The 23,728-nt window shown below is 73.7% G+C and carries 21 protein-coding genes; 7 read left to right on the top strand and 14 right to left on the bottom strand.

Annotated features, from left to right (window positions below):
• Positions 1-22 precede the first annotated feature (22 nt).
• Both AC068A_RS01605 and AC068A_RS01600 read left to right on the top strand, forming a co-directional pair.
• Positions 23-1,417 carry a cation:dicarboxylate symporter family transporter gene (locus AC068A_RS01605; RefSeq protein ID WP_478579177.1) on the top strand — a complete coding sequence of 465 codons (1,395 nt, stop codon included), beginning with the start codon at positions 23-25 and terminating at the stop codon, positions 1,415-1,417.
• Between the two features lie 221 nt (positions 1,418-1,638).
• On the top strand, positions 1,639-3,435 hold the full coding sequence (locus AC068A_RS01600; protein WP_478579175.1) for a S8 family serine peptidase: 1,797 nt from the start codon (positions 1,639-1,641) through the stop codon (positions 3,433-3,435).
• A 91-nt stretch (positions 3,436-3,526) separates the two neighbouring features.
• Here AC068A_RS01600 and AC068A_RS01595 read toward each other — a convergent pair whose 3' ends face one another.
• Complete coding sequence (locus AC068A_RS01595; RefSeq protein ID WP_478579173.1) at positions 3,527-4,207, bottom strand: (2Fe-2S)-binding protein; 681 nt, start codon at positions 4,205-4,207, stop codon at positions 3,527-3,529.
• A 13-nt stretch (positions 4,208-4,220) separates the two neighbouring features.
• Positions 4,221-5,516, bottom strand: a complete 1,296-nt coding sequence (locus tag AC068A_RS01590) for an MFS transporter (protein WP_478579171.1) — start codon at positions 5,514-5,516, stop codon at positions 4,221-4,223.
• A 440-nt stretch (positions 5,517-5,956) separates the two neighbouring features.
• Between AC068A_RS01590 and AC068A_RS01585 the strand changes: the two genes are divergently transcribed.
• On the top strand, positions 5,957-6,643 hold the full coding sequence (locus AC068A_RS01585) for a GNAT family N-acetyltransferase (RefSeq protein ID WP_478579169.1): 687 nt from the start codon (positions 5,957-5,959) through the stop codon (positions 6,641-6,643).
• A gap of 355 nt (positions 6,644-6,998) precedes the next feature.
• On the top strand, positions 6,999-8,219 hold the full coding sequence (locus AC068A_RS01580; protein ID WP_478579167.1) for an alpha/beta hydrolase: 1,221 nt from the start codon (positions 6,999-7,001) through the stop codon (positions 8,217-8,219).
• On the opposite strand, the gene AC068A_RS01575 is transcribed toward AC068A_RS01580, so the two are convergent.
• Entirely contained in the window at positions 8,197-9,675 is a 1,479-nt protein-coding gene (locus tag AC068A_RS01575) for a carboxylesterase/lipase family protein (RefSeq protein WP_478579165.1), read from the bottom strand. The genes AC068A_RS01580 and AC068A_RS01575 overlap by 23 nt on opposite strands.
• Before the next feature lie 328 nt (positions 9,676-10,003).
• Here AC068A_RS01575 and AC068A_RS01570 point away from each other — a divergent pair, with 328 nt between their 5' ends.
• Entirely contained in the window at positions 10,004-10,273 is a 270-nt protein-coding gene (locus AC068A_RS01570; protein ID WP_478579163.1) for a chaplin, read from the top strand.
• Positions 10,274-10,348: 75 nt separating this feature from the next.
• Here the strand turns inward: AC068A_RS01570 and AC068A_RS01565 are convergent, their stop codons facing one another.
• The 9 genes from AC068A_RS01565 to AC068A_RS01525 form a co-directional block, all read right to left on the bottom strand.
• The gene (locus tag AC068A_RS01565) at positions 10,349-11,212 is read right to left on the bottom strand and encodes a tyrosinase family protein (protein ID WP_478579162.1); all 864 of its coding nucleotides are present in this window, start codon (positions 11,210-11,212) and stop codon (positions 10,349-10,351) included.
• Positions 11,213-11,238: 26 nt separating this feature from the next.
• A complete protein-coding gene (locus AC068A_RS01560; RefSeq protein WP_478579159.1) occupies positions 11,239-11,610 on the bottom strand; it encodes a tyrosinase family oxidase copper chaperone in 372 nt (123 codons plus the stop codon).
• Positions 11,611-11,670: 60 nt separating this feature from the next.
• Positions 11,671-12,207, bottom strand: coding sequence for a GNAT family N-acetyltransferase (locus AC068A_RS01555; protein ID WP_478579157.1), 537 nt, complete (start codon positions 12,205-12,207; stop codon positions 11,671-11,673).
• A 52-nt stretch (positions 12,208-12,259) separates the two neighbouring features.
• A complete protein-coding gene (locus AC068A_RS01550; protein ID WP_478579155.1) occupies positions 12,260-13,378 on the bottom strand; it encodes an acyl-CoA dehydrogenase family protein in 1,119 nt (372 codons plus the stop codon).
• Complete coding sequence (locus tag AC068A_RS01545; RefSeq protein ID WP_478579153.1) at positions 13,375-14,562, bottom strand: acyl-CoA dehydrogenase family protein; 1,188 nt, start codon at positions 14,560-14,562, stop codon at positions 13,375-13,377. The genes AC068A_RS01550 and AC068A_RS01545 overlap by 4 nt, the downstream gene beginning before the upstream one ends.
• Positions 14,559-15,536 (bottom strand): NADPH:quinone oxidoreductase family protein, encoded by a 978-nt coding sequence (locus tag AC068A_RS01540; RefSeq protein WP_478579150.1) that lies wholly within the window; start codon positions 15,534-15,536, stop codon positions 14,559-14,561. The genes AC068A_RS01545 and AC068A_RS01540 overlap by 4 nt, the downstream gene beginning before the upstream one ends.
• A 105-nt stretch (positions 15,537-15,641) precedes the next feature.
• Entirely contained in the window at positions 15,642-16,403 is a 762-nt protein-coding gene (locus tag AC068A_RS01535) for a PIG-L deacetylase family protein (RefSeq protein ID WP_478579147.1), read from the bottom strand.
• Between the two features lie 194 nt (positions 16,404-16,597).
• On the bottom strand, positions 16,598-17,683 hold the full coding sequence (locus AC068A_RS01530; protein ID WP_478579145.1) for an S-(hydroxymethyl)mycothiol dehydrogenase: 1,086 nt from the start codon (positions 17,681-17,683) through the stop codon (positions 16,598-16,600).
• 73 nt (positions 17,684-17,756) lie between these two features.
• A complete protein-coding gene (locus tag AC068A_RS01525; protein ID WP_478579143.1) occupies positions 17,757-18,782 on the bottom strand; it encodes a LysR substrate-binding domain-containing protein in 1,026 nt (341 codons plus the stop codon).
• 71 nt (positions 18,783-18,853) lie between these two features.
• On the opposite strand from AC068A_RS01525, the gene AC068A_RS01520 reads away from it, so the two are divergent.
• Both AC068A_RS01520 and AC068A_RS01515 read left to right on the top strand, forming a co-directional pair.
• Complete coding sequence (locus AC068A_RS01520) at positions 18,854-19,792, top strand: dihydrodipicolinate synthase family protein (protein WP_478579140.1); 939 nt, start codon at positions 18,854-18,856, stop codon at positions 19,790-19,792.
• Positions 19,793-20,194: 402 nt separating this feature from the next.
• Positions 20,195-20,962 (top strand): transglycosylase SLT domain-containing protein, encoded by a 768-nt coding sequence (locus AC068A_RS01515; protein ID WP_478579137.1) that lies wholly within the window; start codon positions 20,195-20,197, stop codon positions 20,960-20,962.
• Here AC068A_RS01515 and AC068A_RS01510 read toward each other — a convergent pair.
• Positions 20,946-21,884, bottom strand: a complete 939-nt coding sequence (locus tag AC068A_RS01510) for a squalene/phytoene synthase family protein (RefSeq protein ID WP_478579134.1) — start codon at positions 21,882-21,884, stop codon at positions 20,946-20,948. The two genes, AC068A_RS01515 and AC068A_RS01510, sit on opposite strands and share 17 nt — an antisense overlap.
• A 70-nt stretch (positions 21,885-21,954) precedes the next feature.
• Positions 21,955-23,721, bottom strand: a complete 1,767-nt coding sequence (locus AC068A_RS01505) for a serine/threonine-protein kinase (protein ID WP_478579131.1) — start codon at positions 23,719-23,721, stop codon at positions 21,955-21,957.
• Between the last annotated feature and the right edge of the window lie 7 nt (positions 23,722-23,728).

The following is a 23,728-nucleotide window of genomic DNA, read 5'->3' as shown; positions in this document are numbered from 1 at the left end:
ACCGGGGTCACAGTGCTGGGCGATGGTCTGGCGGGACGATTTCCACCACCAGGAGGCGAACGTGGCCGCCAGACGCGACAAGACCCATTACCTGTACATCGCGGTGATCGCCGCGGTGGTGCTCGGCATCACCGTCGGCTTCGCCGCCCCCGGCCTGGCCGTGGAGCTCAAACCGCTGGGCACCGGCTTCGTGAACCTCATCAAGATGATGATCTCGCCGGTGATCTTCTGCACGATCGTGCTGGGCATCGGCTCGGTCCGCAAGGCGGCGAAGGTGGGCGCCGTCGGCGGTCTCGCCCTCGGCTACTTCATGATCATGTCCACGGCGGCGCTGGGCATCGGCCTGCTGGTCGGGAACATGCTGGAGCCGGGCAGCGGCCTGCACCTGACCGAGGCGGCGAAGCACGCGGGCGAGGCGCAGGCCAAGGCGGGCGGGGCGCAGACCACGCAGGAGTTCCTGCTCGGGATCATCCCGACGACGCTGGTGTCCGCCTTCACCGGCGGCCAGGTGCTGCAGACCCTGCTCGTGGCGCTGCTGTGCGGGTTCGCGCTGCAGGCCATGGGCCCGGCGGGGGAGCCGGTGCTGCGCGGGATCGGGCACGTGCAGAAGCTGGTGTTCCGGGTCCTGGCGATGATCATGTGGGCGGCGCCGGTGGGCGCGTTCGGCGCGATCGCGGCGGTGGTCGGGGCGACCGGGATCGACGCCCTGAAGTCGCTGGCCGTCATCATGATCGGCTTCTACGTGACCTGCCTGCTGTTCGTGTTCGTCGTGCTCGGCACCCTGCTGCGGCTGTGCACCGGGATCGGCATCCTGACGCTGCTGCGCTACCTGGGCCGGGAGTTCCTGCTGATCCTGTCGACCTCCTCCTCGGAATCGGCCCTTCCGCGGCTGATCGCGAAGATGGAACACCTGGGCGTCTCCCAGCCGGTGGTCGGCATCACCGTTCCGACGGGCTACTCCTTCAACCTGGACGGCACCGCGATCTACCTGACGATGTCCTCGCTCTTCGTCGCGGAGGCCATGGGCCAGCCGCTCGCCCTGGGCGAGCAGGTCTCGCTGCTGCTGTTCATGATCATCGCTTCGAAGGGAGCCGCCGGTGTGACCGGCGCCGGTCTGGCCACCCTGGCAGGCGGGCTCCAGACGCACCGGCCGGAGCTGGTCGAGGGCGTCGGGCTGATCGTGGGCATCGACCGGTTCATGAGCGAGGCCCGCGCCCTGACGAACTTCGCGGGCAACGCGGTGGCCACGGTCCTCATCGGCACCTGGACCAAGGAGTTCGACCGCGAACGGGCCGCCGAAGTCCTCGCGGGACGGCTGCAGTTCGACGAGGCCACGCTGGTCGACGACGGGCACGGTACGGAACCCCCCTCCGTACCCGGCCAGTCGGCCGGCGCCAGGGACGGCGTACCGGCGTAGCCGGTCCGTCGGCCGCGGGCCGGCCGGGCCGGGCTCGCCCCCACGGTGCCCAGCCCGGTCGGCCCGCCGATTCCACCGATCGTTTTCAGCCATTCGATCTTCAATTCGGCTGCACTAAAAGGTACTTCCGCCAAGGGGCACGCGTCTGACATCTTGCGTCCACCACTCGTTTCGTACTGCCCGGTAACTGCCATCCGCACACCGGGTCATCGGAGGACGCATTGATACCCCACATATCCAGCCGACCCCGACGTACCCTCGTTCTGGCCGCGTCGCTCGGTGCGGCCCTGGCCTTCGGAGCCCCCGCGGCATTCGCCGGCACCCCGGTGGTGCCGTCCGCCCCGGCCGCCAAGGCCCCGGCCAAGGCCCCGGCCGCGGCGCCGACTTCCCAGAGTGCGACCTGGGCTGCCGGCACCCGCGCCTACCTCGTGATCACCGCCCCCGGTGACAACTCCGCCGTGCGCTCGGCCATCACCGCCAACGGCGGCACGGTCTTCTCGGCGTTCGACGCCATCGGCGTGATCGTGGCCCACTCCGCCTCCGCCGACTTCGCGACCGCCATGCGCGGTGTCAGCGGCGTGCAGCAGGTGGGCGCGACCCGTACCTCGGACGTGCCGGCCGATGCCTACAACCCGGCGCTGCCCGCCAACCCGGCGCAGTCGACCACCCCGGCCGGCGAGCCCGTCCGCGCCGACATGAGCCAGATCAAGGCCGACCAGGCATGGGCCGTGACCACCGGCTCGTCGGCGGTCAAGGTCGGCATCCTCGACACCGGTGTCGACGACCAGCACCAGGACCTGGCCCCGAACTTCAACACCGCCGACTCGGTCTCCTGCGCCTACGGCAAGCCCGACACCCGCGCCGGCGCCTGGCGGGACGTCGGCGACCACGGCACGCACGTCGCCGGTACGGTGGCGGCCGCCAAGAACGGCAAGGGCGTCATCGGCGTGGCCCCGAGCGTGAAGATCTCCTCGGTCCGCATCGCCGAGCCGAACACCTCGCTCTTCTTCGCCGAGAACACCATCTGCGGCTTCGTGTGGGCCGGCGACCACGGCTTCAAGGTCACCAACAACAGCTACTACACGGACCCGTGGCAGTTCAACTGCCCGGACAACGCCGACCAGGCCGCCATCATCGAGGGCGTCCGGCGCGCCCAGGAGTACGCCGAGGGCAAGGGCTCGCTCCAGGTCGCCGCGGCGGGCAACGAGAACTACGACCTCGCCAACAAGACGACCGACAGCGCCAGCCCGAACGACTCCACGCCGGTCACCCGCACCATCACCAACGCCTGCCTCGACATCCCGACCGAGCTGCCGGGCGTGGTGACGGTCGCCGCCAACGGCGACGGCGTCACCAAGGCCTCCTTCTCCAACTTCGGCCGCGGCGTGATCGACGTCTCCGCCCCGGGCAGCAACGTCTACTCCACCGTCCCCGGCGGCAAGTACGGCTCCAAGAGCGGCACCTCGATGGCCTCCCCGCACGTGGCCGGCGTCGCCGCGCTCATCGCCAGCACCAACCCCGGCATCACCCCGGCGCAGATCCGCGAGAAGCTGGCCACCCAGGCGAACGACATCCCCTGCCCGGCGGACGGCCGCTGCACCGGCACCACCGCCAACAACGGGTTCTTCGGCGAGGGCCAGGTCGACGCCCTGAAGGCGGTGGGCACGCCGCCGCCCGGCAAGTTCTTCGAGAACCCCGGTGACTTCGCCATCGGCGACAACACCACCGTGGAGAGCCCGATCACCGTCAGCGGCGTCACCGGCAGCGCGCCGGCCGCCCTCAAGGTGGGCGTGAAGATCGTGCACACCTACATCGGCGACCTGAAGGTGGACCTCATCGCTCCGGACGGCACCGTCTACACCCTGCACAACCGGTCCGGCGGCAGCACCGACAACATCAACCAGGTCTACACGGTCAACGCCTCCTCCGAGGTGGCGAACGGCACGTGGAAGCTCCGGGTGAACGACAACGCGGGTGGCGACACCGGCCGGATCGACTCCTGGAACCTCACCTTCTGACGCAGGACGTCACAGCGTCACCACACACAGACGCAGGCCATCGGGGAGCGGCCGTCCGCCCCCGGTGGCCTGCGCCGTTCCCGCCCCGCCCCTACCGGGTCCGCAGCACGCAGTCCCCGCACAGGCCGCCGCCGGCCACCTTGTAGTACAGGCAGCAGCTGCGCCGTACGAAGGCCACCCCCAGGCCCTCCTCGTGGATGAAGGTGCCGGTCCCGCCGAGCGCACCGCCGTCGGCCAGCAGGCCGGCCGCCAGGGCGACCGCCGCGCCGCCCGGCACCCGGTCGAGCAGCACCCGCAGCGCCCCCACCAGCCCGGACGCCGCGTTGCCGCGCAGCACCTTCGGCGACACCCCGTAGCGCTCCCGCAGGCCCGCTTCGAGGAGTTCCAGGTTTCCGAGGACGTTCGCGCCGAGCTCCGCGGCCGGCCGGGCCCCCTCGCCGGGGGCGGGCAGCCACAGCTCCAGCGATCCGGCGGCGGGCAGCCGCCACCACACCCGGTCCGGCGCCAGGTCCGGCACCCGCCCGCCGAGTGCGGCGCAGCCGAGGCCGAGGGACCACAGCCGCGAGGCGATCCCGAACTGCGCCGTCGACGCCGCCACCCGGCCGGGGCCGCTGCCGATCCGCCGGCCCACCTCGGCCACGTACGGCCCGAGCAGATCCCCGTACAGCTCGGTCAGGGGCCGGAATCCGTCGCCGGGCGGCTCCGCTCCGTACGGCACGGCGAAGAACGGCCCCACGGCCGCCAGGCGGCGCAGTACGTCGTCCATGTCCATGGCGAAGATGATCTCAGGCGGCGGGTGCGTCGCCGACGGGGCCCGCCCCCGCCCCCGGCCGCACCGGCTCCCCGGCCGGTACGCCGCCCTGGGCGGGCCCGGCGCCGCGCCGGCCGGCCCCGGCCCACCGGACCGCCGGGCCCATGGCGTACGAGGCGGCCAGCAGCACCGCGCCGAGCAGCAGCCAGCCGGGGATCCCCCACAGCAGGAGCAGGGACGTCAGCACCGTGGGTCCCAGGGTCCGGGCGATCGGCACGCCCGTCCCGAAGAACCCCTGGTACTGGCCGATCCGCTCGGCGGGAGCCAGCGAGAAGCCGATCTGCCAGGACCCGGCGGACTGCCGCATCTCCCCGTCCGCCTGGAGCACCGCGCCCGCGACGAGCAGCGCCGCGGCCGCCCAGCCCGCCCCGGGCAGCGCCGAGAGGGCGAACACCGCGCAGGAGGCGGCCATGACCAGGCCGGACACCCGTACCGCCCGCCGTGCGCTGTCCAGGTCGGTCACCGGCCGCGCCATCCGCACCTGGAACAGCATCACGGCCACCGTGTTGAGCACGAACAGCGCCGAGACCAGCCAGCCGGGGGCGGTGGTGCGCTCCGCGATCCACAGCGGGATCGCCAGGCTGAGCAGCGGCATCCGCAGCAGCAGGACCGCGTTCAGCAGGGTCACCAGTGCGTACGGCCGGTCCCGGAGCACCTCCAGCCGCGGCTCCCCCGCCGCCCGCCCGGGCACGGGGGACACCCGGGGCAGCCGGAGCAGGACGGCGGCGCAGACGAGGAAGCTGACCGCGTCGACGGCGAGCACCGCCAGGTAGGCCCGCTCCGTGCCGGCGCCGAGGGCGAGGCCGCCCAGCGCCGCGCCCAGCGCCAGCCCGGCGTTGAGCACGGCCTGGAGGTGGGCCAGGACGCCGGTGCGCTCCTGCGCCGGCACGAGGCCGGCGAGCAGGGCCTGCCGGGCGGCCGCGAGCCCGCACTGGGCGATGGCGTAGCCGGTGACGGCGACCAGGAAGGCCCCGTACGAGCGGATCAGCAGGAAGGAGGCGACACAGGCGGCGGTGGCCAGCGCCAGCAGCACGGAGGTGCCGCGCGGGCCGCGCCGGTCTGCGAGCGCGCCGAGCGGGATCCCGGCGGCCGAGCCGACGGCCCAGGCGAGGGTGAGGCCCAGGCCGATCTGGGCGGGTGAGAGGCCGACCACGCGGGTGAAGTAGAGGGCCGAACAGACGTAGTAGGCGCCGTCCCCGATCGAGTTGGCGAGCTGGGCGGCGGCGAGTCGGCGGGGCGCTCCGGGCGCGGGGAGTATCCGTGTCGTCACCCGTTCATTCCACCAGCGGAGTGGCCCACGGGAGTGGTCCAATCAGCCGGCGCTTCACCGGGCCAATCCGCGCGGGCCGGGGCCCCTCGGCCCGCTGTCGGCGGACCCGGCGGGATGTCCGGCAACGTCCGGTTGACGGCCGTCGGCCGGGCCGCGTCGGGCGGGTGTCCGGCGGCGACTCGGGGCGCGCGCATCTTCGCAGGTCAGAGGTGATAAAAACGGTCTTCGGCGATCTTCGGGGCGGCCGTCCGGGGGGCCGTCGAAAAACATGGCCGTGCCGTTGCCATTTTGGGGGTTCATGCGAGCCCGTTATCGGGCTACATTGAGCCACTCGCGTTCACCTGACATCTCGTTGCCTTTCACCCACGTTTTGCGCGGGGGGTGACGTCAGGAGCGCACGCTGTACAACCACCCCACCGCCCAGAAGGACCGAAGGCTCCGTGCCCGTACCCGTACTCCTCGCCGGCCGCACCGTGCGGCTGGAGCCCCTCGCCCCCCACCACACCGAGGCCTTGGCCATGGCCGGGGCCGAGGATCGTACGACCTACGCCTTCACCCCCGTACCCCACGGGGTGCAGGCGTCCCACGAGTACATCGAACGTGCCCTCGCCGATCAGGCGGCGGGCCGATCGCTCCCGTTCGCCGTGGTGAGAGCCGCGGACGGCCTGGTTGTCGGTTCCACCCGGTTCCTGGAGCTGGACTACTGGCAGGGGCCCCTGGTGTGGCCCGCCGTGCCGGGCGTCCCCTTCGGTGATCCGCTGACGGCGATCCCCGATGCCGCCGAGATCGGGAACACCTGGCTGTCCCCGAGCGCCCAGGGCACCGGGATCAACACGGAGGCGAAGCTGCTCATGCTGCGCCATGCCTTCGAGACCTGGGGTGTGCGGCGGATCTCCCTGCGTGCGGACGCCCGGAACGTCCGCTCGCGCGCCGCGATGGAGCGCCTCGGGTTCACCCCGGAAGGGGTGCGCCGGGCCCATTCGCGGGGGCTCGACGGCGTCGTGCGCAGCACCGCCTTCTACTCGATCCTCGACGAGGAGTGGCCGGCCGTCCGGTCGATCATCGAGCTGAGGCTCTCGGCCCGCGCTCCGCGCAAGCGCCGGCGCAAGGCGCTCGTTCCGGCGTAACGGTCCTGCACGCGGCTCCCCGCGCGGCCCCGCACGGCCCCCGCCCCGACTCCCGTACGGCATCCGCCGCGGCGGGTCCGGGGCGGGGGCCGCTGCCGTCCGGCGGGCGGGGCCGCTGCCGTCCGCCGACAGAAACGGAATCGGAAGCGTCACTTTCCGGGGGTGTGCGGACCCGCGGGGAGCTCGGCCCGGTCGGGCGCGGAGCTCCGTCGCTCCGTCAGCTGTTCGGCAACGAGCGTCTCCAGAGGAAACCAAGAGCTGGAAAAAAGCGGAACCGGGGAACACGTAGGCTCATCCTTCGAACCGAAGAGACCGACCCCCCGATGGGGCAGCACCAGCCGGAGAGCAACCGCACATGTCGTACTCACCCGACGGACAGCACCAGCCGTACCGGGAAAGGCAGTACCGTCAGCAGCCCTACGGCACCTCGTACGCACAGCCGTACGACCCCCAGGCGCAGCACCAGCCCCCCTACGGGCCCCCGCAGCCGCACCACGGGGAGCAGGAGCCCGAGGACGTCCGGCGGCCGCGGCGCGGCCGCCGCTGGCTGCTGGCGGGCGTGTCCTTCCTCGCCCTCGCCGGCATAGCCGCCGGCGTGATGTGGCACTTCGAGATACCCCCGTTCACCGACAAGGGCAAGGATGTCTCCTTCGGGAAGCCCGCCGCGGACGGCAAGGGCGGGGCCGAGGTCAAGCAGAACCCGAACGCCAAGGCGCTGATGCCGACCGGCCCGAAGGCCGAGTTCAAGAACTCGATGACCTTGAACGACGGCACCCACGTGGCCGTCACCGTGCTGGACGGCAAGAAGTCCGGCTTCAAGGGCAAGGTCTGGGTGTGGGCGCCCAAGGAGTACAACGACCCGAAGTTCGCCAAGAGCGGCTTCCCGGTCCTGATCGCCCTGCCGGGCGGCGCCGGCTACCCCAACAACTACTGGATGGGCACCGACCTGGGCCTCCAGACCAGCATCAGCAAGTGGTACGCCGAGGGCAAGAGCAAGCCGTTCCTGCTGGCCATGCCGGTGCTCAACCCGTCCGGTGACGAGAAGGGCATCTACTGGGACGGCTCCGACATCCCCGGCCAGCCCAAGATGGGCACCTGGCTCACGGAGGACGTGCCGGACTTGATGAAGGCGAACTTCCGCACCATCAAGTCCCGTGACGGCTGGGCCTTCATGGGCTCCTCCACCGGCGGCTTCGCGAGCCTGAAGTCCGTGCTCAAGCACCCGGACAAGTTCAAGGCCGCCATCTGCTCCGGCCCGGACGTGGTGCCGGACTCCCCGCTGTGGAAGGGCCACGAGAAGGAGAAGGCCGAGAACGACCCGGGGACGCTGGCGAAGGCCCTGATCGACAAGAAGGGCCCGGAGGTCTACCTCGCCTTCCAGGTCGGCGACAACGAGAACAACAAGAAGACCCTGCCCGACGTGCAGAAGTGGATCGCGACCTACGGCAAGGGCCCCGTCCACACCAGCATGAGGGTCATCCCGAACGGCCAGCACAACGCCAAGACCTACGTGCCCAGCATGGGCGAGGGCCCGATCCAGTTCATCAGCAAGGTCATCGAAGGCCCGGTGGAGTAACGGCAGGCACCGACTCCTCCGTCCGAGTACGCCGCGGCCCGCCGAACACCATCGGCGGGCCGCCGCCGTCCCAGGCCGCCCAGCCGGGGCTGCCGGACACGGCGAAGCGCACCCAGGCCGCGTGCATCCGGTCGGCCAGCTCCTGCGGGGCGCCCGGCCCGGCCAGCCGCTCCCCCTCCGGCACGGAGAGGGTGTCGAAGACGAAGCCCAGCTCCAGGGCGTGGCAGGCGCCCAGCCCCGGGATGCCGGACGGCCAGGCGAACTCGTACAGGAACCTCGGCGCCGCCTCCGGGTCCGCGGCGCGCGTGCCGGCGAGGCGGCGCAGCGGGTCGCGCAGCAGCCGGTCCGTGAGCAACTGGCCCGCGATCTCGGCCGGGCTCGCCCCGGGCAGCGCGGCCCGCAGCGCCTCCACCGCGGCGCGGTCCTTGCCGCTGCGGGCCCGGGCCAGCGCCACGGCGAGCGGGCCGAGCCGGTCCAGCAGCCGCATGGCGCCCGTGGGGGCGAGCCAGAGCCGGTACTCCTCGCTGGTCCAGCCGAGCAGCAGCGGCAGGTCCGCGGCCCGGGCGGCGGCCTCCCGCAGGGGGTCGCCGGGCAGTGTGCCCGGATCGGTGACCAGCCCGAAGGCGGGTCCGGCGGCCAGCGGGCTCGAGCGGCGCGAGGCGGCGCCCTGGGTGGCGAGGAGGTCCGGCAGCGGGACCGCGGCGAAGGCCTCGGCGGTCGCGGGCACCTTCAGCAGGGAGGCCATCCGCCGGACCATGGCGCGCACCCGGTCGCGGGGCAGCACCTCGGGAGCCCCGCTCTGCAGGGCGGCCTGCGCGAACAGCCCGGCGGCCCGCGGGGCGGCGAGCAGGGCTCCGACGCTGATCGCACCCGCGGACTCGCCGAACACGGTGACGCGGCCGGGGTCCCCGCCGAAGGCCTCGATGTTCTCCTGCACCCAGGTCAGGGCGGCGATCTGGTCGAGCAGGCCCCGGTTGGCGGGGGCGTCGGGGAACAACCCGTACCCGAGGACGCCCAGCCGGTAGTTGGCCGAGACCAGGACCACCCCGTCGCGGGCGAAGGCGGAGCCGTCGTAGACGGGGACGGCAGAGGAGCCGCGGGTGAGCCCCCCGCCGTGGAGCCACACCATGACCGGCAGCCGCGCCGCGGGGTCCGGGTCCGGGGTCCACACGTTGAGGTTGAGGCAGTCGTCCCCGGGGATGTCCGGGTCGGCCAGCAGGGCGGCGAACTTCGGCGGGTAGGGCACCTTGGGGGCGGTGGGCCCGTACGCCCCGGCGTCGCGGACGCCCTCCCAGGCGGCCGGGGGCCCGGGGGCGGCGAACCGCAGGGGCCCGACGGGCGGGGCGGCGTACGGGATGCCGCGGAAGACGGCGATCCCGCCGGATCCGGTCCGGCCCTCGACCACGCCGTGCCGGGTCCTGGCCATGGGCCGGCCGCCGATGCCCGCTGTGCTCATCGCGTCCTCCGTGGAACCGTTGCGTCCGGCACGTCCGGCGCGGTACTCCAGTGTGCCGTCAAACGCCGCGCACGTTTCGCACAGGCGCCCCACGGGTGACACCACACGTCCGCCACCGCGCCGCTCTCCTCGGAGCCGGGCTGCCCGGGCAAGGCGGCCGCGGTGCTCCGGGCCGGCGCCGGCGGCCGGAGCACACCGCGGTTCGCGTCCGTACGGTCCGGGATCACCGCGAAGGCCCGGCAACCGTGACTCCCGGGCTCCTGCCGCGTTGTATGCCATGTCGAATGCCGCAGATCCTTGCGGCGCCCATCTCAGGAGGAGATTCTTGATGTCGCGTATCGCGAGGGCAATCGCCGTCACCGCTGCCGCCGGTAGCGCCCTGGCCGCCGGTGCGGGTCTGGCCGTCGCCGATGCCGGAGCGCACGCTGCGGCGACCGGCTCGCCCGGTGTCCTGTCGGGCAACGTCGCCCAGCTTCCGCTGCACGTTCCGGTCAACCTGTGCGGAAACACCGTGAACGTGATCGCCCTGCTGAACCCCGCGTTCGGCAACACCTGCGCGCCGGGTGAGGCGTACGACACCGACGGCTACGGCGGCTGATCGCCTTACCGGCCCTGCCGACGCCATGAGGGCCCCCGCCGCGCGGCGGTGGCCCTTCCGTGTGCCGGCCGTGGATCACTCGTAGCGGTACAGGCCCTGGTGGCCGAGCATCTCGCGAGGGGTGACGTTCCACGGCGGCATCGGCTCGTCCAGGGAGATCACCCGGCCGCGCTGCAGGTCGCCGGGCTCCAGGGGGGCGGCGGGCAGGTAGCCGGAGCCCGGGTGCTGCTGCTGCCAGCGGTCCCAGAGCAGGTCGATGAAGGCGTGGTGCAGCCAGAAGGCCGGGTCGTTGGGGGCCGTGCCGCCGGTCATGTGGCCGCCGATCCACTGGTGGACCTTGTTGTGGTTGCGCCAGCGCTCGCTCTTCGGGGCGACCCAGCCCTCCAGCTTGTTGCGGAACCCGCCGTCGGCCGCGGTGGAGTTCCAGGGCGAGGTGTCGTACACCGGGTCGTCGAGCGCCCACTGGAGCTCGGCCCGGGTGGGCAGGGTGATGGGGTTCTGCGGTCGGCCCAGGTTGCGGGTGAGGAAGCGGGCCTCCGAGAAGCCGACCGTGACTTCCCAGTTGCCCTGCCGGTGGGCGAACGGGCCGGTCATCACCTGGCGGTCGCCCTCCCGGCCGGTGCCGCCGAGGAAGTCCTCGGCCCACAGCGAGGAGGCCGGGCTGTTGTCGGTGGTCCAGTCCCAGTACGGGATGCTCACGCCCGGGTCGACGCCCCGGAGCAGCTGCTCGAACTCGAGCAGGTAGCGCCGGTGCCAGGGGAAGAACGAGGGGGACATGTGCCCCACCCGCAGCTTGGTTTCCCGGTCGGGCACGAAGTACTTGTCGTGCGTGCGCACCAGCGCGTCGTACGCGCCGGTGCGCTTGAGCTCCAGGACGGCCGCCGTGAACCTCCTCTTCTGGGCACTGGTCAGATTCCGCTGGTTCTGCCGGGTGTACATCGCGAATTCCCCTCCCGATCCGTGCGTCAGCCGTGGTGCGGGGCGCCGAGTGCCAGCTGCGTGGTGCCGAGTTCGTCGACGGCCGCGCGGGCGAGCTCCAGCGGGGTCGCGAAGGACTGGAAGTGGTTGATCCCGCTGAGGTAGCTGCCGTCGGCGCGGCGCATCACGTGCAGGGGCCGGCCGTCGATGCGGACCCCGGACCCGGTCACGGCGATGTGCCGGCCGCGGTACGTCTCCGTCTCCTCGGCCAGAGGCGCCGGGGTGAGGGTCTGCCGGGGCCGGCGGGCGCGCAGGACGGGCGCCAGGATTGCGGCGGTGCCGGCCAGCACCGCCGCGGTGAAGGCCGTACGCAGGACTGCGCGGCGGGTCGGTCGTGCGCAGGCGGATGCGGCATGCATAATTCTCTCCCTCGCTCGGTGGCTCGCGCTACGGGGTCTAACGCGGCTCGGCGGTGGAGGTCACCTGGGCTGCCCGGGGCGCTTGTAGTAGAGGGTCGTGGGACGGAGGCGGCCCGCCGTGTCGGCGGCGTAGTCGGGGATGGTGCCGGCCTCGGTCCAGCCGGCGGCCCGGTAGACGCGCTCGGCGCCGCTGCCGGTCTCGGTGTCGAGGAAGAGGAGCAGCACCCCGGCGCGGGCGGCGGCCCGCTCGGCCTCGGCGAGCAGGGCGCGGGCCGTGCCGCGGCCGCGGGCCTCCGGGTGGACCATGAGCTTGCGCAGCTCGGCGCGGTGCCGGCCGTTGGGCTTGGCCTCCCGCTGCCAGCTGACGGTGCCGTCGATGCGGGCGCCGGCGGCGAGCCGGGAGACCCACAGGGCGGGGGAGCCGTCGTCGAGGGCGGGCCGGAGCCCCTCCCACCAGGCGGCGGCGCCCGTGTGGTCGAGGTCGGCGAGGAAGCCGATCGGGGCGCCGCCCCCGACCACCGCGAGGAGCAGGTCGGCGAGTTCGTCGCGGTGGAGGGGCAACTGGTCTGCGGTGATACGGGTGATGAGCGCGGTCACGGGCCGAGCATAATGATCGCCGGGAGGGCCCCGCCGGGGCGGATCCTCCCGGCTACGGGGCGGGGAGTTCCGTGAAGTCCGCGACCAGGCCGTGGTGGTGTCCGGCCGTGCCGAGGGCCAGCGAGTCGGCCTTGGCCCGCTTGAGGTAGAGGTGGGCCGGGTGCTCCCACGTCATCCCGATGCCGCCGTGCAGCTGGACGCACTCCTCGGCGGCCCGCACCGCGACGCCGGAGCAGTGGGCCTGGGCCACGGCCACCGTGAGCGGCGCGTCCGGGGAGGCGGTGGCGAGGGCGTCGGCGGCCGCCCGGGCCGCCGCGCGCGCCGAGGCGACGTCCAGCCAGAGCCGGGCGAGGCGGTGCTTGAGCGCCTGGAAGGAGCCGAGGGGACGGTTGAACTGGTGGCGGGCCTTGAGGTGGGCCACGGTCTGCGTCAGGCACCACTCGGCGATCCCGACCTGCTCCGAGGCGAGCAGCCCCGCCCCCGACAGCAAGGCCCCGGCCACGGCCGCGCGGGCCGTCCCCGGGTCGGCGAGCAGCGTGCCGGGCGCCCGGTCCAGGGTGACGTGGGCCGGCGGCCGGGTCAGGTCCAGCGGGACCTGCGGCGCGAGCGAGACGGCGGCCGCCTCGACCGCGTACAGCCCGGTATCCGCGAGGACCAGCAGCACGTCGGCGGCGGCCGCGTCCGCCACCGTCGTGGCCCGCCCGGTCAGGATCCCGCCCCCGGCGTCCCGTACGGGGGCCGGCAGCGGCGCCCCCGGGGCCAGGGTCAGCGGCAGCGCCGGTACGCAGACCCGCCGGCCGGCGGCCAGTTCGCGCAGCAGCGGCTGCGATGCGGCCGGGTCGCAGCCCAGCAGGATCTCGGTCGCGAGCACCGCGCTGGTCAGGTACGGGGCCGGGGCCGCGGCGCGGCCGAGTTCCTCCAGGACGACGGCGGCCTCGCGGTGGCCGGCGCCCTGGCCGCCGAGCTTCTCGGGGACGAGCAGCCCGGCCGTGCCGATCTCCGCGGCCAGGGTGTGCCACAGGGCGGGGTCGTGGGGCCGGCCGGTCTCGATGCGGGCGAGCAGGGCGGCGGGGGTGCAGCGGTCGGCGAGCAGGGCCCGTACGGCGGCGCGGAGGGCTTCCTCGGTGTCGGAGTAGAGCAGGTCGAGCTCGGCCGCGGGGAAGGTCGTCATCGGGAGAGGTCCTTCCAGGGGATGTCCTTGTCGTCGCGCGGCTCGGCGGGCAGTCCGAGGACGCGTTCGGCGATGATGTTCAGGAGGATCTCGCTGGTGCCGCCCTCGATGCTGTTGCCCTTGGCGCGCAGGTAGCGGTAGCCGGCGTCGCGGCCGGTGAAGTCGACGGTCTCGGGCCGGCGCATCGTCCAGTCCTCGTACACCAGGCCGTCCTCGCCGAGGAGTTCCACTTCCAGGCCGCTGATCTCCTGGTTGAGCCGGGCGAAGGTGTACTTCATGCCGGAGCCCTCGGGGCCGGGCTGCCCGGCCGCCAACTGCTGGCGCAGCCGCTCGCCGGTCAGCCGGGCGACCTCGGCCTCGACCCACAGCCGGAGCAGGCGCTGGTGCAGGGCGTGGGTGCGCAGGCCGGGCCGTTCGCGCCAGGCGGCGGTGACGGGTGCGATCATGCCGCCTTCGCGGGGGATGCGCATGCCGCCGATGGAGACCCGCTCGTTCATCAGGGTAGTGCGGGCGACCTCCCAGCCCTGGCCGACGGCGCCGAGCCGGTGGGCGTCGGGGATGCGGACGCCGGTGAGGAACACCTCGTTGAACTCGGCCTCGCCGGTGAGCTGGCGCAGCGGCCGGACCTCGACGCCGGGGGCGTGCATGTCGCACAGGAAGTAGGTGGTGCCCCGGTGCTTGGGCAGGGCCGGGTCGGTGCGGGCGATCAGGATGGCCCAGCGGGCGGTGTGGGCGCTGGAGGTCCACACCTTCTGGCCGTCCACCACCCACTCCCCCGCGGCCTCGTCGAGGACGGCCCGGGTGCCGAGGGCGGCGAGGTCGGAGCCGGCGCCGGGCTCGCTGAAGAGCTGGCACCAGACCTCCTCGCCGACCCACAGCGGGCGCAGGAAGCGCTGCTTCTGCTCCTCGGTGCCGTACGCCAGGATCGTCGGGGCGGCCATGCCGAGGCCGATGCCGATGCGGCGCGGGTCGTTGCCGGGGGCTCCGGCGGCCTCCAGCGCGGTGTCCACGGCGGCCTGGAGGGAGCGGGGCGCGCCGAGCCCGCCGAGTCCTTCGGGGTAGTGGACCCAGGCGAGGCCGGCGTCGAAGCGGGCCCGCAGGAAGGCGGTGCGGTCGGTGGTGGCGGGCGGGTGCGCGGCGAGCAGTTCCCGGACCCGCCCGGCCAGTTCCTCGGCGGTGGTCACCGTCGGGCACCTCCGTCCGGGCCCGGTACGACGACCAGCCGGCCGGTGGTGGTGCCGTCGGCGACGCGCTGCACGGCGTCGGCGGCTGCGGTGAGCGGGACCCGTTCGCTGATCAGCGGTGTGACGGCGCCCTCGGCGGCGAGCCGGGTGAGTTCGGTGTGGCAGGCGAGGACCGCGGCCGGGTCCTTGGCGGCGTACAGCCCCCAGTGGAGCCCGAGGATGGAGTAGTTCTTGACCAGGGCGTGGTTCAGGGCGGGGGTGGGGACGGTGCCGCCGGCGAAGCCGACGACGACGATCCGGCCCTCGAAGGCCACGCACTTGGCGGAGGCGGCATAGGCGCTGCCGCCGACGGAGTCGTAGACGACGTCGGCGCCGCGGCCGCCGGTGAACTCCTTCACCCGGGTGGCGATGTCCTCGGCGGTGCGGTCGATGACGAGGTCGCAGCCGAGTTCCTCGGCGGTGCGGGCCTTGGCCTTGCCGCCGACGACGCCGATGACGGTGGCTCCGGCTGCCTTGCCGAGCTGGACGGCGGCGCTGCCGACCCCGCCTGCGGCGGCGTGCACGAGCAGGGTCTCGCCCGCCCGGAGGCGGGCGCGGCGGTGCAGGCCGAACCAGCCGGTCTGGTAGCCGATGTGCAGGGCGGCGGCCTCGGCGTCGTCGAGGCTGTGGGGGGCCGGCAGCAGGCCGTGGGCGGGGGCGGTGACGTACTCGGCGAAACCGCCGTGGGGCAGGCTGGGGTTGGCGATGACCCGGCGGCCGTCCTCGGTCTCGCCGCAGACCTCGAGACCGGGGGTGAAGGGCAGGGGCGGGCGGATCTGGTACTGGCCGCGTACGAGGAGTGCGTCGGGGAAGTTGACGTTCGCGGCGAGGACGCGCAGCCGCACCTCTCCCTCGCCGGGCACGGGTTCGGGAACCTCTTCGAGGCGCATGGCCTCGCGGGGCTCGCCGGTGGTGTGAACTCGCCATGCCTGCATCCGGGGCCTCCAGCCGCCGTCGGGAACCACGCTCCGCGCGCATACTAAGCGGTCGCTTGCCGTCTTGGGAACGGTGTGACGGGGCTGGGGGGCCGGGAGGGTGGATCAGCGTGAGAAGAGTTCGAACGTCACGGCCGGGCGGCCCCCGAAGCGGGCCGCGGCCCGTTCGGCGAACCCGGTCAGGAAGGTGCGGCAGTACTCGTGCGGATCCTGGTCGGTGAGGACCTCTATGTACGTCTTGTGCTCCATCAGCGACTGGATCGAGCGCTCGAGTCCGGCGGTGGCGTCCGCCGCGTGCGTCGGCGTCGGGGAGCCCGCGACGGCGATCCAGCGCACCCCGTTCCACGGTTCGAGGCCCTGCTCGGTCAGCAGCTCGGGGAAGATCCACCGGTTGCCGGCGTCGGCGGCCGCGTCGAGCGTGGCCCGGCCGACGGCCTTGTGGTCGGGGGTGTTCCAGAACCCGCCGTACTGTCCGCCCCAGCTGTCGCGGTGGTTGAGGGTGATGAGCAGTTCGGGCCGGTGCCGCCGGATGGCGGCCGCGATGTCCCGGCGCAGGTCGAGGCCGTACTCGAGGACGCCGTCGGGGTGGTCGAGGAATTCCACGGTGGAGACCCCGACGACGGCCGCGCTGGCCCGCTGCTCGGCCTCGCGCAGCGGTGCGCACTCCTCCGGCGGGATGGTGTCGATGCCGGCCTCGCCGCGCGTGGCGAGGAGGTATGTCACCTCGCGTCCGCCGTCCGTCCAGTCGGCGATGGCAGCGGCGCCGCCGTACTCCAGGTCGTCGGGGTGGGCGACCACCGCGAGGGCGCGCTGCCAGTCGGTGGGCATGGGCTCCAGCTGCGCGGGCTGTTCCTGATGTTCGGTCATGTCTCGCACAATAGCGAGCGCTCCGTGTTCCCGCCGTCGCGGCGAGTGCGGCGAGGGGGACGTTGAAGCCTCCCCTCCCGACAGGGAGGGGATTCCTCGCACTTCGCCTGACACCTGGCAGATGACAGGTGTCAGGTGTCAGGTGTCAGGTCTTTCAAGATCGGCACTGGCCGGGTCGAGGGCGGAACGGGGGTTCAGAGGACGACGACCGAGCGGAGGACCTCGCCGCGTTCCATCCGGGCGAAGGCGTCCTCGATTCCGTCGAGGGGGATGGTCTCGGAGACGAAGGCGTCCAGGTCGAGGCGGCCCTGGAGGTAGAGGTCGATCAGCAGCGGGAAGTCCCGCTCGGGCAGGCAGTCCCCGTACCAGGAGGACTTCAGGGCGCCGCCGCGGCCGAAGACGTCCAGCAGCGGGAGTTCGAGCTTCATCTCCGGCGTGGGGACGCCGACCAGGACCACGGTGCCGGCCAGGTCCCGGGCGTAGAAGGCCTGCCGGTAGGTCTCGGGGCGGCCGACCGCCTCGATGACGACGTCCGCGCCGTTCCCGCCGGTGAGTTCCTGGATCGCCTTGACCACGTCCTCGGTGCGGCCGTTGACGGTGTGGGTGGCGCCGAGTCCGCGGGCCCACTCCAGCTTCCGGTCGTCGAGGTCGACGGCGATGATGCGGGCGGCGCCGGCCAGCCGGGCCCCCGCCACGGCCGCGTTGCCCACTCCCCCGCAGCCGATGACGGCGACCGAGTCGCCCCGCCCGACGCCGCCGGTGTTCAGGGCCGCGCCGAGGCCGGCCATGACCCCGCAGCCGAGGAGGCCGGCCGCGGCCGGCGAGGCGGCCGGGTCGACCTTGGTGCACTGGCCCGCGGCGACCAGGGTCTTCTCGGCGAACGCGCCGATGCCGAGCGCCGGGGACAGCCGGGTGCCGTCCTCCAGGGTCATCGGCTGGGTGGCGTTGTGCGTGGCGAAGCAGTACCAGGGGCGGCCCCGCTTGCAGGCCCGGCAGGTGCCGCACACCGCACGCCAGTTGAGGACCACGAAGTCGCCGGGGGCGACGGAGGTGACGTCGGGGCCCACCGCCTCCACGGTGCCGGCGGCCTCGTGGCCGAGGAGGAAGGGGAACTCGTCGTTGATCCCGCCCTCGCGGTAGTGCAGATCGGTGTGGCAGACCCCGCAGGCCTGGACACGGACCAGCGCCTCTCCGGGCCCGGGGTCCGGCACGAGGATCGTCGTCGTCTCCACCGGTGCGCCCTTGCTCCGCGCGATGACCCCGCGTACGCGATGCGTCACGTCATACCCCGCTCTGTTCGGATCTGTCTGGATCAACGAACGTACACGGGCGGGGCGGGGTACGGGAGTTGTGTCACGCCCGCGTTTCCGTGGTGGCCAGTTCCGGCGGTACCGCGGCGCGAAGTGCCACCCCGAAGGCGGCCACGGCAGGGTGGGCGGCGGCACCGCTGCGGAAGGCCACCAGCGTACGGCGCTCCATGAGCAGCCGGGTGAGGGCCACGGCCGGGACGGTGTGCCCGGGGATGCCGAGCTGCGGTACGACGGCGACGCCCTGGCCCGCCGCGACGAGGGCGAGCACGGTGGCGAACTCGTCGACCTGGTGGCGCACCCGCGGGGTGAACCCGGCGGCCTGGCAGGCCCGTACGGTCATGGCGTGGCAGAGGGTGCCGGGGGTCGCGGTGATCCAGGGGGCGCCGGCGTGGGCCCGCAGGACGGCGCCCTGGTCGGAGGCCGGCCCGTCCCCGGATCCGGGTCCGGGGGCGGATCCGGGGACGGGTGCGGGGGCGGGTCCGCGATCGGGTGCGGGTCCCGCGGCGGGTGTGACTGCGGATGCGGGTGCGGCTGCGGATGCGGATGCGGCCAGGTACATCGTCTCGCGGTAGAGGGGTGCGGTGGCGAGGCCGGGCTCCGGCGGCGCGGGGACGAAGTCGTACTCGTGCACCAGGGCCACGTCCAGGTCGCCGGCGCGCAGGGCGTGCGCCACGGCCGCCGGGTCGGTCTCCGACACCATCGGCTCCAGCCCCGGATGGCGCCGGGCGAGGGCGACCAGGGCCGCCGGGACGATGGCCCGGGTGGCGGTGGGGAAGGCGCCGATGCGCAGGGCGCCGGCCAGGCCGCTGCGGGCCTCGGCGAGGTCGGCCGCTGCCTCCTCCAGCCGTTCCAGCACGGCCTCGGCATGCCGGACCAGGTTCTGGCCGGCGGGGGTGAGGCGCACGCTGCGGCCGGTGCGTTCCAGCAGCGGGAGGCCGGCCTCGCGTTCGAGGACGGCGAGTTGCTGGGACACGGCCGAAGGGCTGAAGGCAAGTGCCTCCGCCACGGCGGCGATCGTGCCGCGGCGGGCGAGTTCGCGCAGCAGGCGCAGGCGTCGTACGTCGAGCATCGGCCCAGCTTACGGTTCGGGTAAGAAACGCGAACTGGATTCGGCGATCGGGGCGTCCGAGGATCGTCGGCATGGCACAGGACACCGCCCTTCACGGGATTCACGTACCGCTGATCACCCCCTTCACACGCGCCGGGGACGTCGCCGCCGGGGCGCTGGAGGCACTCGCCCACCAGGTGCTCGACGAGGGCGCCACCGGCATCGTCGCCCTCGGGACCACCGCCGAGACCGCCGCCCTGGACGAGGCCGAGCGCGAGCAGGTCACCGACGTCTGCGCCCGGGTCTGCCGGGAGCGGGGGGCGGTGCTGACCGTGGGCGCCGGGGCGAGCGGCACCCGGGCCGCCGAGGCCGCGCTCGGCCGGCTCGCGGACCGGCCCGAGGTACGGGCGGCACTGGTGACCGTGCCGCCGTTCGTACGGCCCGGGGCGGAGGGGGTGGTGGCGCACTTCGCGCGGCTGGCGGAGGTCAGCCCCGTACCGCTGGTCGTCTACCACATCCCGTACCGCACCGGGCAGCCGCTGGACGCGGCCGCACTGCGGCGGCTCGGGGAGCTGCCGGGGGTGGCCGGGGTGAAGTACGCGGCCGGCGGCATCGGCCAGGACGCGGTCGCGCTGCTCGGCGACCTGCCGGACGGCTTCGCGGTGCTGGCGGGCGACGACGTGTACCTGTCGCCGATGCTGGCGCTGGGCGCGACGGGCGGGATCCTGGCCTCGGCGCACCTGGCGACGGCGCGGTTCGCGGAGCTGGCGGCGGCCTGGCGGGCCGGTGACGCGGCCCGGGCCCGGGCGCTGGGCCACGCGCTGGCCGCGCTGTCCGCGGCGGCCTTCGGCGAGCCCAATCCGGCGGTCGTCAAGGGGGTGCTCCACGCCCAGGGGCGGATCCCGAGCCCGGACGTGCGGCTGCCGCTGCTGCCGGCGAGCGCGGGGGCGGTGGCGGAGGCGCTGGAACGGCTGGATCAGCTGGATCGGCTGGATCAGCTGGAGCGCGGGGAGCGGTCGGCGCGGGTCTGAGGCGCCTCGCGGAATGCCCCGACCCATGGCGGGCGCGCCGGAAAGCGCCCGCCGTGGGTGGTTGGGAAAGAACAGCCCGGATGCCCGAATCGGGCGCATTGATGGATGACTTGCCCGTTTTGCTCTCGACGCCCGGAACCCGTGATTTGGGTCACGCGAACAGCCTCAACATCATTTGTCCGGAAGTTCCGGTCCCCTTTCCTGGAAAGGAATTCCGGCATTTCCCGAAGCGGTCTCCAAGGTCATTTCCCGGGCACGTGCGAGCCATTCGATCACCGGGGTGATTTCGAGCCTTGTTCCGTTCCCGCGGACTCGCTTACGGTCACGTCGTTCCCGGCGGGCAGCTGCCGAATCCGGCCGCCGCCAGGGCTCCCCCCGCACCCGCACGTGAGGAATTCCGCCATGCCCGGACACGGCAAGCACCGCCGCCCCAAGCGTCGTCCGATCACCCGCAAGCTGGCCTTCGCGGGCAGCGGCGGCGCTGCCCTGGTCCTCCCGCTGATCAGCGCGACGACTGCCGGTGCGGCCGTCGTCCGGCCGGCCGTATCCCCCGCCGCGACCACCGTGTCGCTGCCTGCGGCGGCTCCTGCCGCAGCGGCGCCCGCCAAGGCTCCCGCGGCCAAGACGGCCGCGGCCCCGACCTACTCCGTGGCCGCCGGCGACACCCTCTCGAAGATCGCCGCCCAGCACTCGGTGACCGGCGGCTGGAAGGCCCTGTACGAGGCCAACCGCAGCGTCATCGGCGGCAACCCGTCGGTCATCCGCCCCGGCACCAAGCTGAGCCTCGGCACCGCGGCGAAGGCCGCGGCGGCCAAGGCGAAGGCCGCGGCCAAGCCGGCCACCGCCTACCCGAACAACCTCGACGGGTGGATCCGGGAGTCCCTGGCCATCATGGCCAAGCACGGAATCCCCGGCACCTACAACGGAATCCACCGCAATGTGATGCGCGAGTCCTCGGGCAATCCGAAGGCCATCAACAACTGGGACTCCAACGCCGCGGCCGGCATTCCCTCCAAGGGCCTGCTCCAGGTCATCGACCCCACTTTCCGGGCCTACCACGTGCCCGGCACCTCGACGGATTCGTACGACCCCGTCGCGAACATCACCGCCGCCTGCAACTACGCGGCCGCCCGCTACGGCTCCATCGACAACGTCAACGGCCCGTACTGACCGGGCCGGACCGGGCGGCGGCCGCCCGGGACGCGCGGGCGCGGGCCAGGGTGCGCAGGGGTGCCACCAGGCCGTAGCCGACGTCGCGGCGGAGGGCGGCCGCGCCGGCCCGCTCCACGGCCGCCAGCTGGTGTCCCATCAGCTCGGTCATCGTGGCGACCACCGGGCGCAGCCCCGGCTCCACCACGTCGAGGATGCCGTCGACGGCCTCCAGGGCGGTCCGGGCGCGCTGCGTGGCCGCGTCGAGGAGGGCGCGTACGGCCGGGGTGTCCCGGGCCTGTTCGAGGTCGGCCCGGGTCACGGAGTGCTCGGCGAGGAGGGCGCGCGGCAGGCAGAGCCGGCCGTCGGCGAGGTCGCCGGCGAGGTCGGCGAGGAAGTCGACGCGCTGGGCGGCGTCCACGAACCGCCGCCAGCCGGCCGCCTGCTCGACGTCGGGGCCGCCCGGGTACTGGAGGCCGGTGAAGGCCATCAGGCCCGGCCAGGCGTAGGCGTCGAGGTAGGCCTGGAAGTCCTCCTCGGTGCCGAAGCCGTCGAAGCCTGCCTCGGCGGTGGCCGCGCCGTCCAGGAACCGGGTGATCCAGTGCGCGGGCAGCCCGCGCGAGGCCACCGCGTGCGCGTAGGCGCGCAGCAGCGGGTCGGGGCTGTCGCCGGTCCGCAGTGCCGTGTCGACGCGCCCGGCCAGCACGGCCAGGCCGTCGTGGCGCTGTTGCGGGGTGCCGGTCTCGGCCACGTCGTCGACCAGGTTCATGAAGCCGACCCCGGCCGTCATCCACGGCACCAGTGCGGGTGCGGCGAGCAGGCGCAGCGTCAGGTACGGGGCCGGTTCCCGGCGCAGGACCCGGCGGGCGGCGCGGGTGTAGTCGTCGCGCAGCCGGGGGTCGCGTATGCCGGCCGCCGTGAGGGTCGTGCGCCAGGTGGGCATGGGGGTCGTGCTCCTCGAACCGTGTCGGACCGTACGCACGCGTATGCGACGTGCGTACGGGTACACGATCTCAGAGGCGGTAGACCTTCTTCACCTTGCCCTGGGTATCGGCGTAAACGTACCCGCCCTGCCCGTACTCGTCGGTGAGGTAGGGCCGCATGGAGGGGGTCTGGTCGAGGAGCCAGGGGTCGATGATGACGTAGCGCGAGGTCGGGTTGGCGACGCCGAGCTCCTGCTTGGCCGTGTCGAGCAGGCCGGGCAGTGCGTCCCAGTTGACGCCGTCCATGTCGATCGGCGGCTCGTTCGGCTTGATGGTGCCGCCGGGGCCGCTGCGCTTGGCCTCGCCGTCGCGGTAGTCCCAGCGGTCGTAGGTCTTGGCGCCGGGGCTGGTCGGGATCGACGCGATGGCGTACTCCTCGTAGACGGTCATCTCCACGAAGGTGGTGGTGCCCGTCTTCTGCTTGAACGCCTCGATCGCGGTGCGGACGTTGGCGGGGGTGAGCAGGCTCCCCTTGGGGGCGGCGGGGCCGCCCTTGGCGCTGGGCGCGGCCGACTTGGCGCCGCCGGTCGCGGCCGGGGTGGCGGGCGCGGAGGCACTGGAGCCGCCGGAGCCGCTGCCGTTCTTGGCGCCGTCCCCGGCATTGCCGCCCGGGAATCCGTTGACGAGGGCGATCGCGCCGCCGACCAGGGCCACCGCGAGGAGGCCGCCGATCAGGGCCGGGCGGCGCCGCGGGGTGTGCGACGCGGGCACGGGCGCGGTGGCCCCGTACGGGGATCCGCCGCCGGGAGTGAACGGCGGCGGCGCGTACGGCCCGGCGGGGGCCGTCCCGCCGGGCGGGGGAACGGCCATCGCCGGGGGTACCGCCACCGCCGGCGGGACGGTCCCGGGCGGCGCCGCGGCGGGCTGTGGCGCGGAGAGCTGGGTGCTCGGCGGGCCGTACCGGCCGAGGCCCGCCGGGGGCGTCCGCGGGGCCGCCGAAGCCCCGCCGAGAGCAGCGCTCGCGTCCCGGAGCAGCTGTTCCAGCCGGGCCGCGTCGGGCCGCACCGCCAGGTCGCGTACGAGCAGCTGCTCCAGGACGGGCCCCAGCGGGCCGGAGCGCACCGGGGCCGGGATCGGGTCCTCCAGCACGGCGACGACGGTGGCCAGGCTGGTGGCGCGGCGCATCGGGTGCGTGCCCTCCGCCGCCACGTACAGCAGCATGCCGAGCGACCACAGGTCGGAGGCCGGGAGCCCCTCCTCGCCGCGCGCCCGCTCGGGCGCGATGTACTCGGGCGAGCCGATGAGCACGCCGGTGGAGGTGAGGGCGGTCGAGCCGTGCAGGGCCGCGATGCCGAAGTCGGTGAGCACGGCCGAGCCGTCGGCCCGCAGCAGCACGTTGGCCGGCTTCACGTCGCGGTGCAGCACCCCTTCGGCGTGCGCGGCGCGCAGCGCGGACAGTACGTCGAGGCCGATCCCGATCACGTCGGCTACCGGCATCGGCCCCGACTCCAGCCGGTCGTGCAGGGAGCCGCCCTTGACCAGCTCCATCACGATCCACGGGTGCCCGTCCGTGCCGGCCGGGGGCTCGACGATGTGGTGGATGGTCACCACGTTCGGGTGCGCGAGGCGGGCCAGGGCCCGGGCCTCGCGCACCGCGCGCTCCCGCAACTGGACGGTGAGGCCGGGCGTGGCCGCGGCCGTCGCCGGGTCCGGCGGGCGCACCTCCTTCAGGGCGACATCGCGGTGCAGGGCGATGTCGCGGGCGCGCCACACCGTGCCCATGCCACCGGCGCCGAGCGGCGCCACCAGTTCGAATCGGCCGTCGACCAGCTGTCTGCCGGCCTCACTTCTGTCCATGGCGGGA

This window comes from Streptomyces sp. NPDC043854 (genome assembly GCF_056436005.1).
Note: the sequence above shows the minus strand (reverse complement) of the source record. Positions and strands in the feature narration are given on the sequence as shown.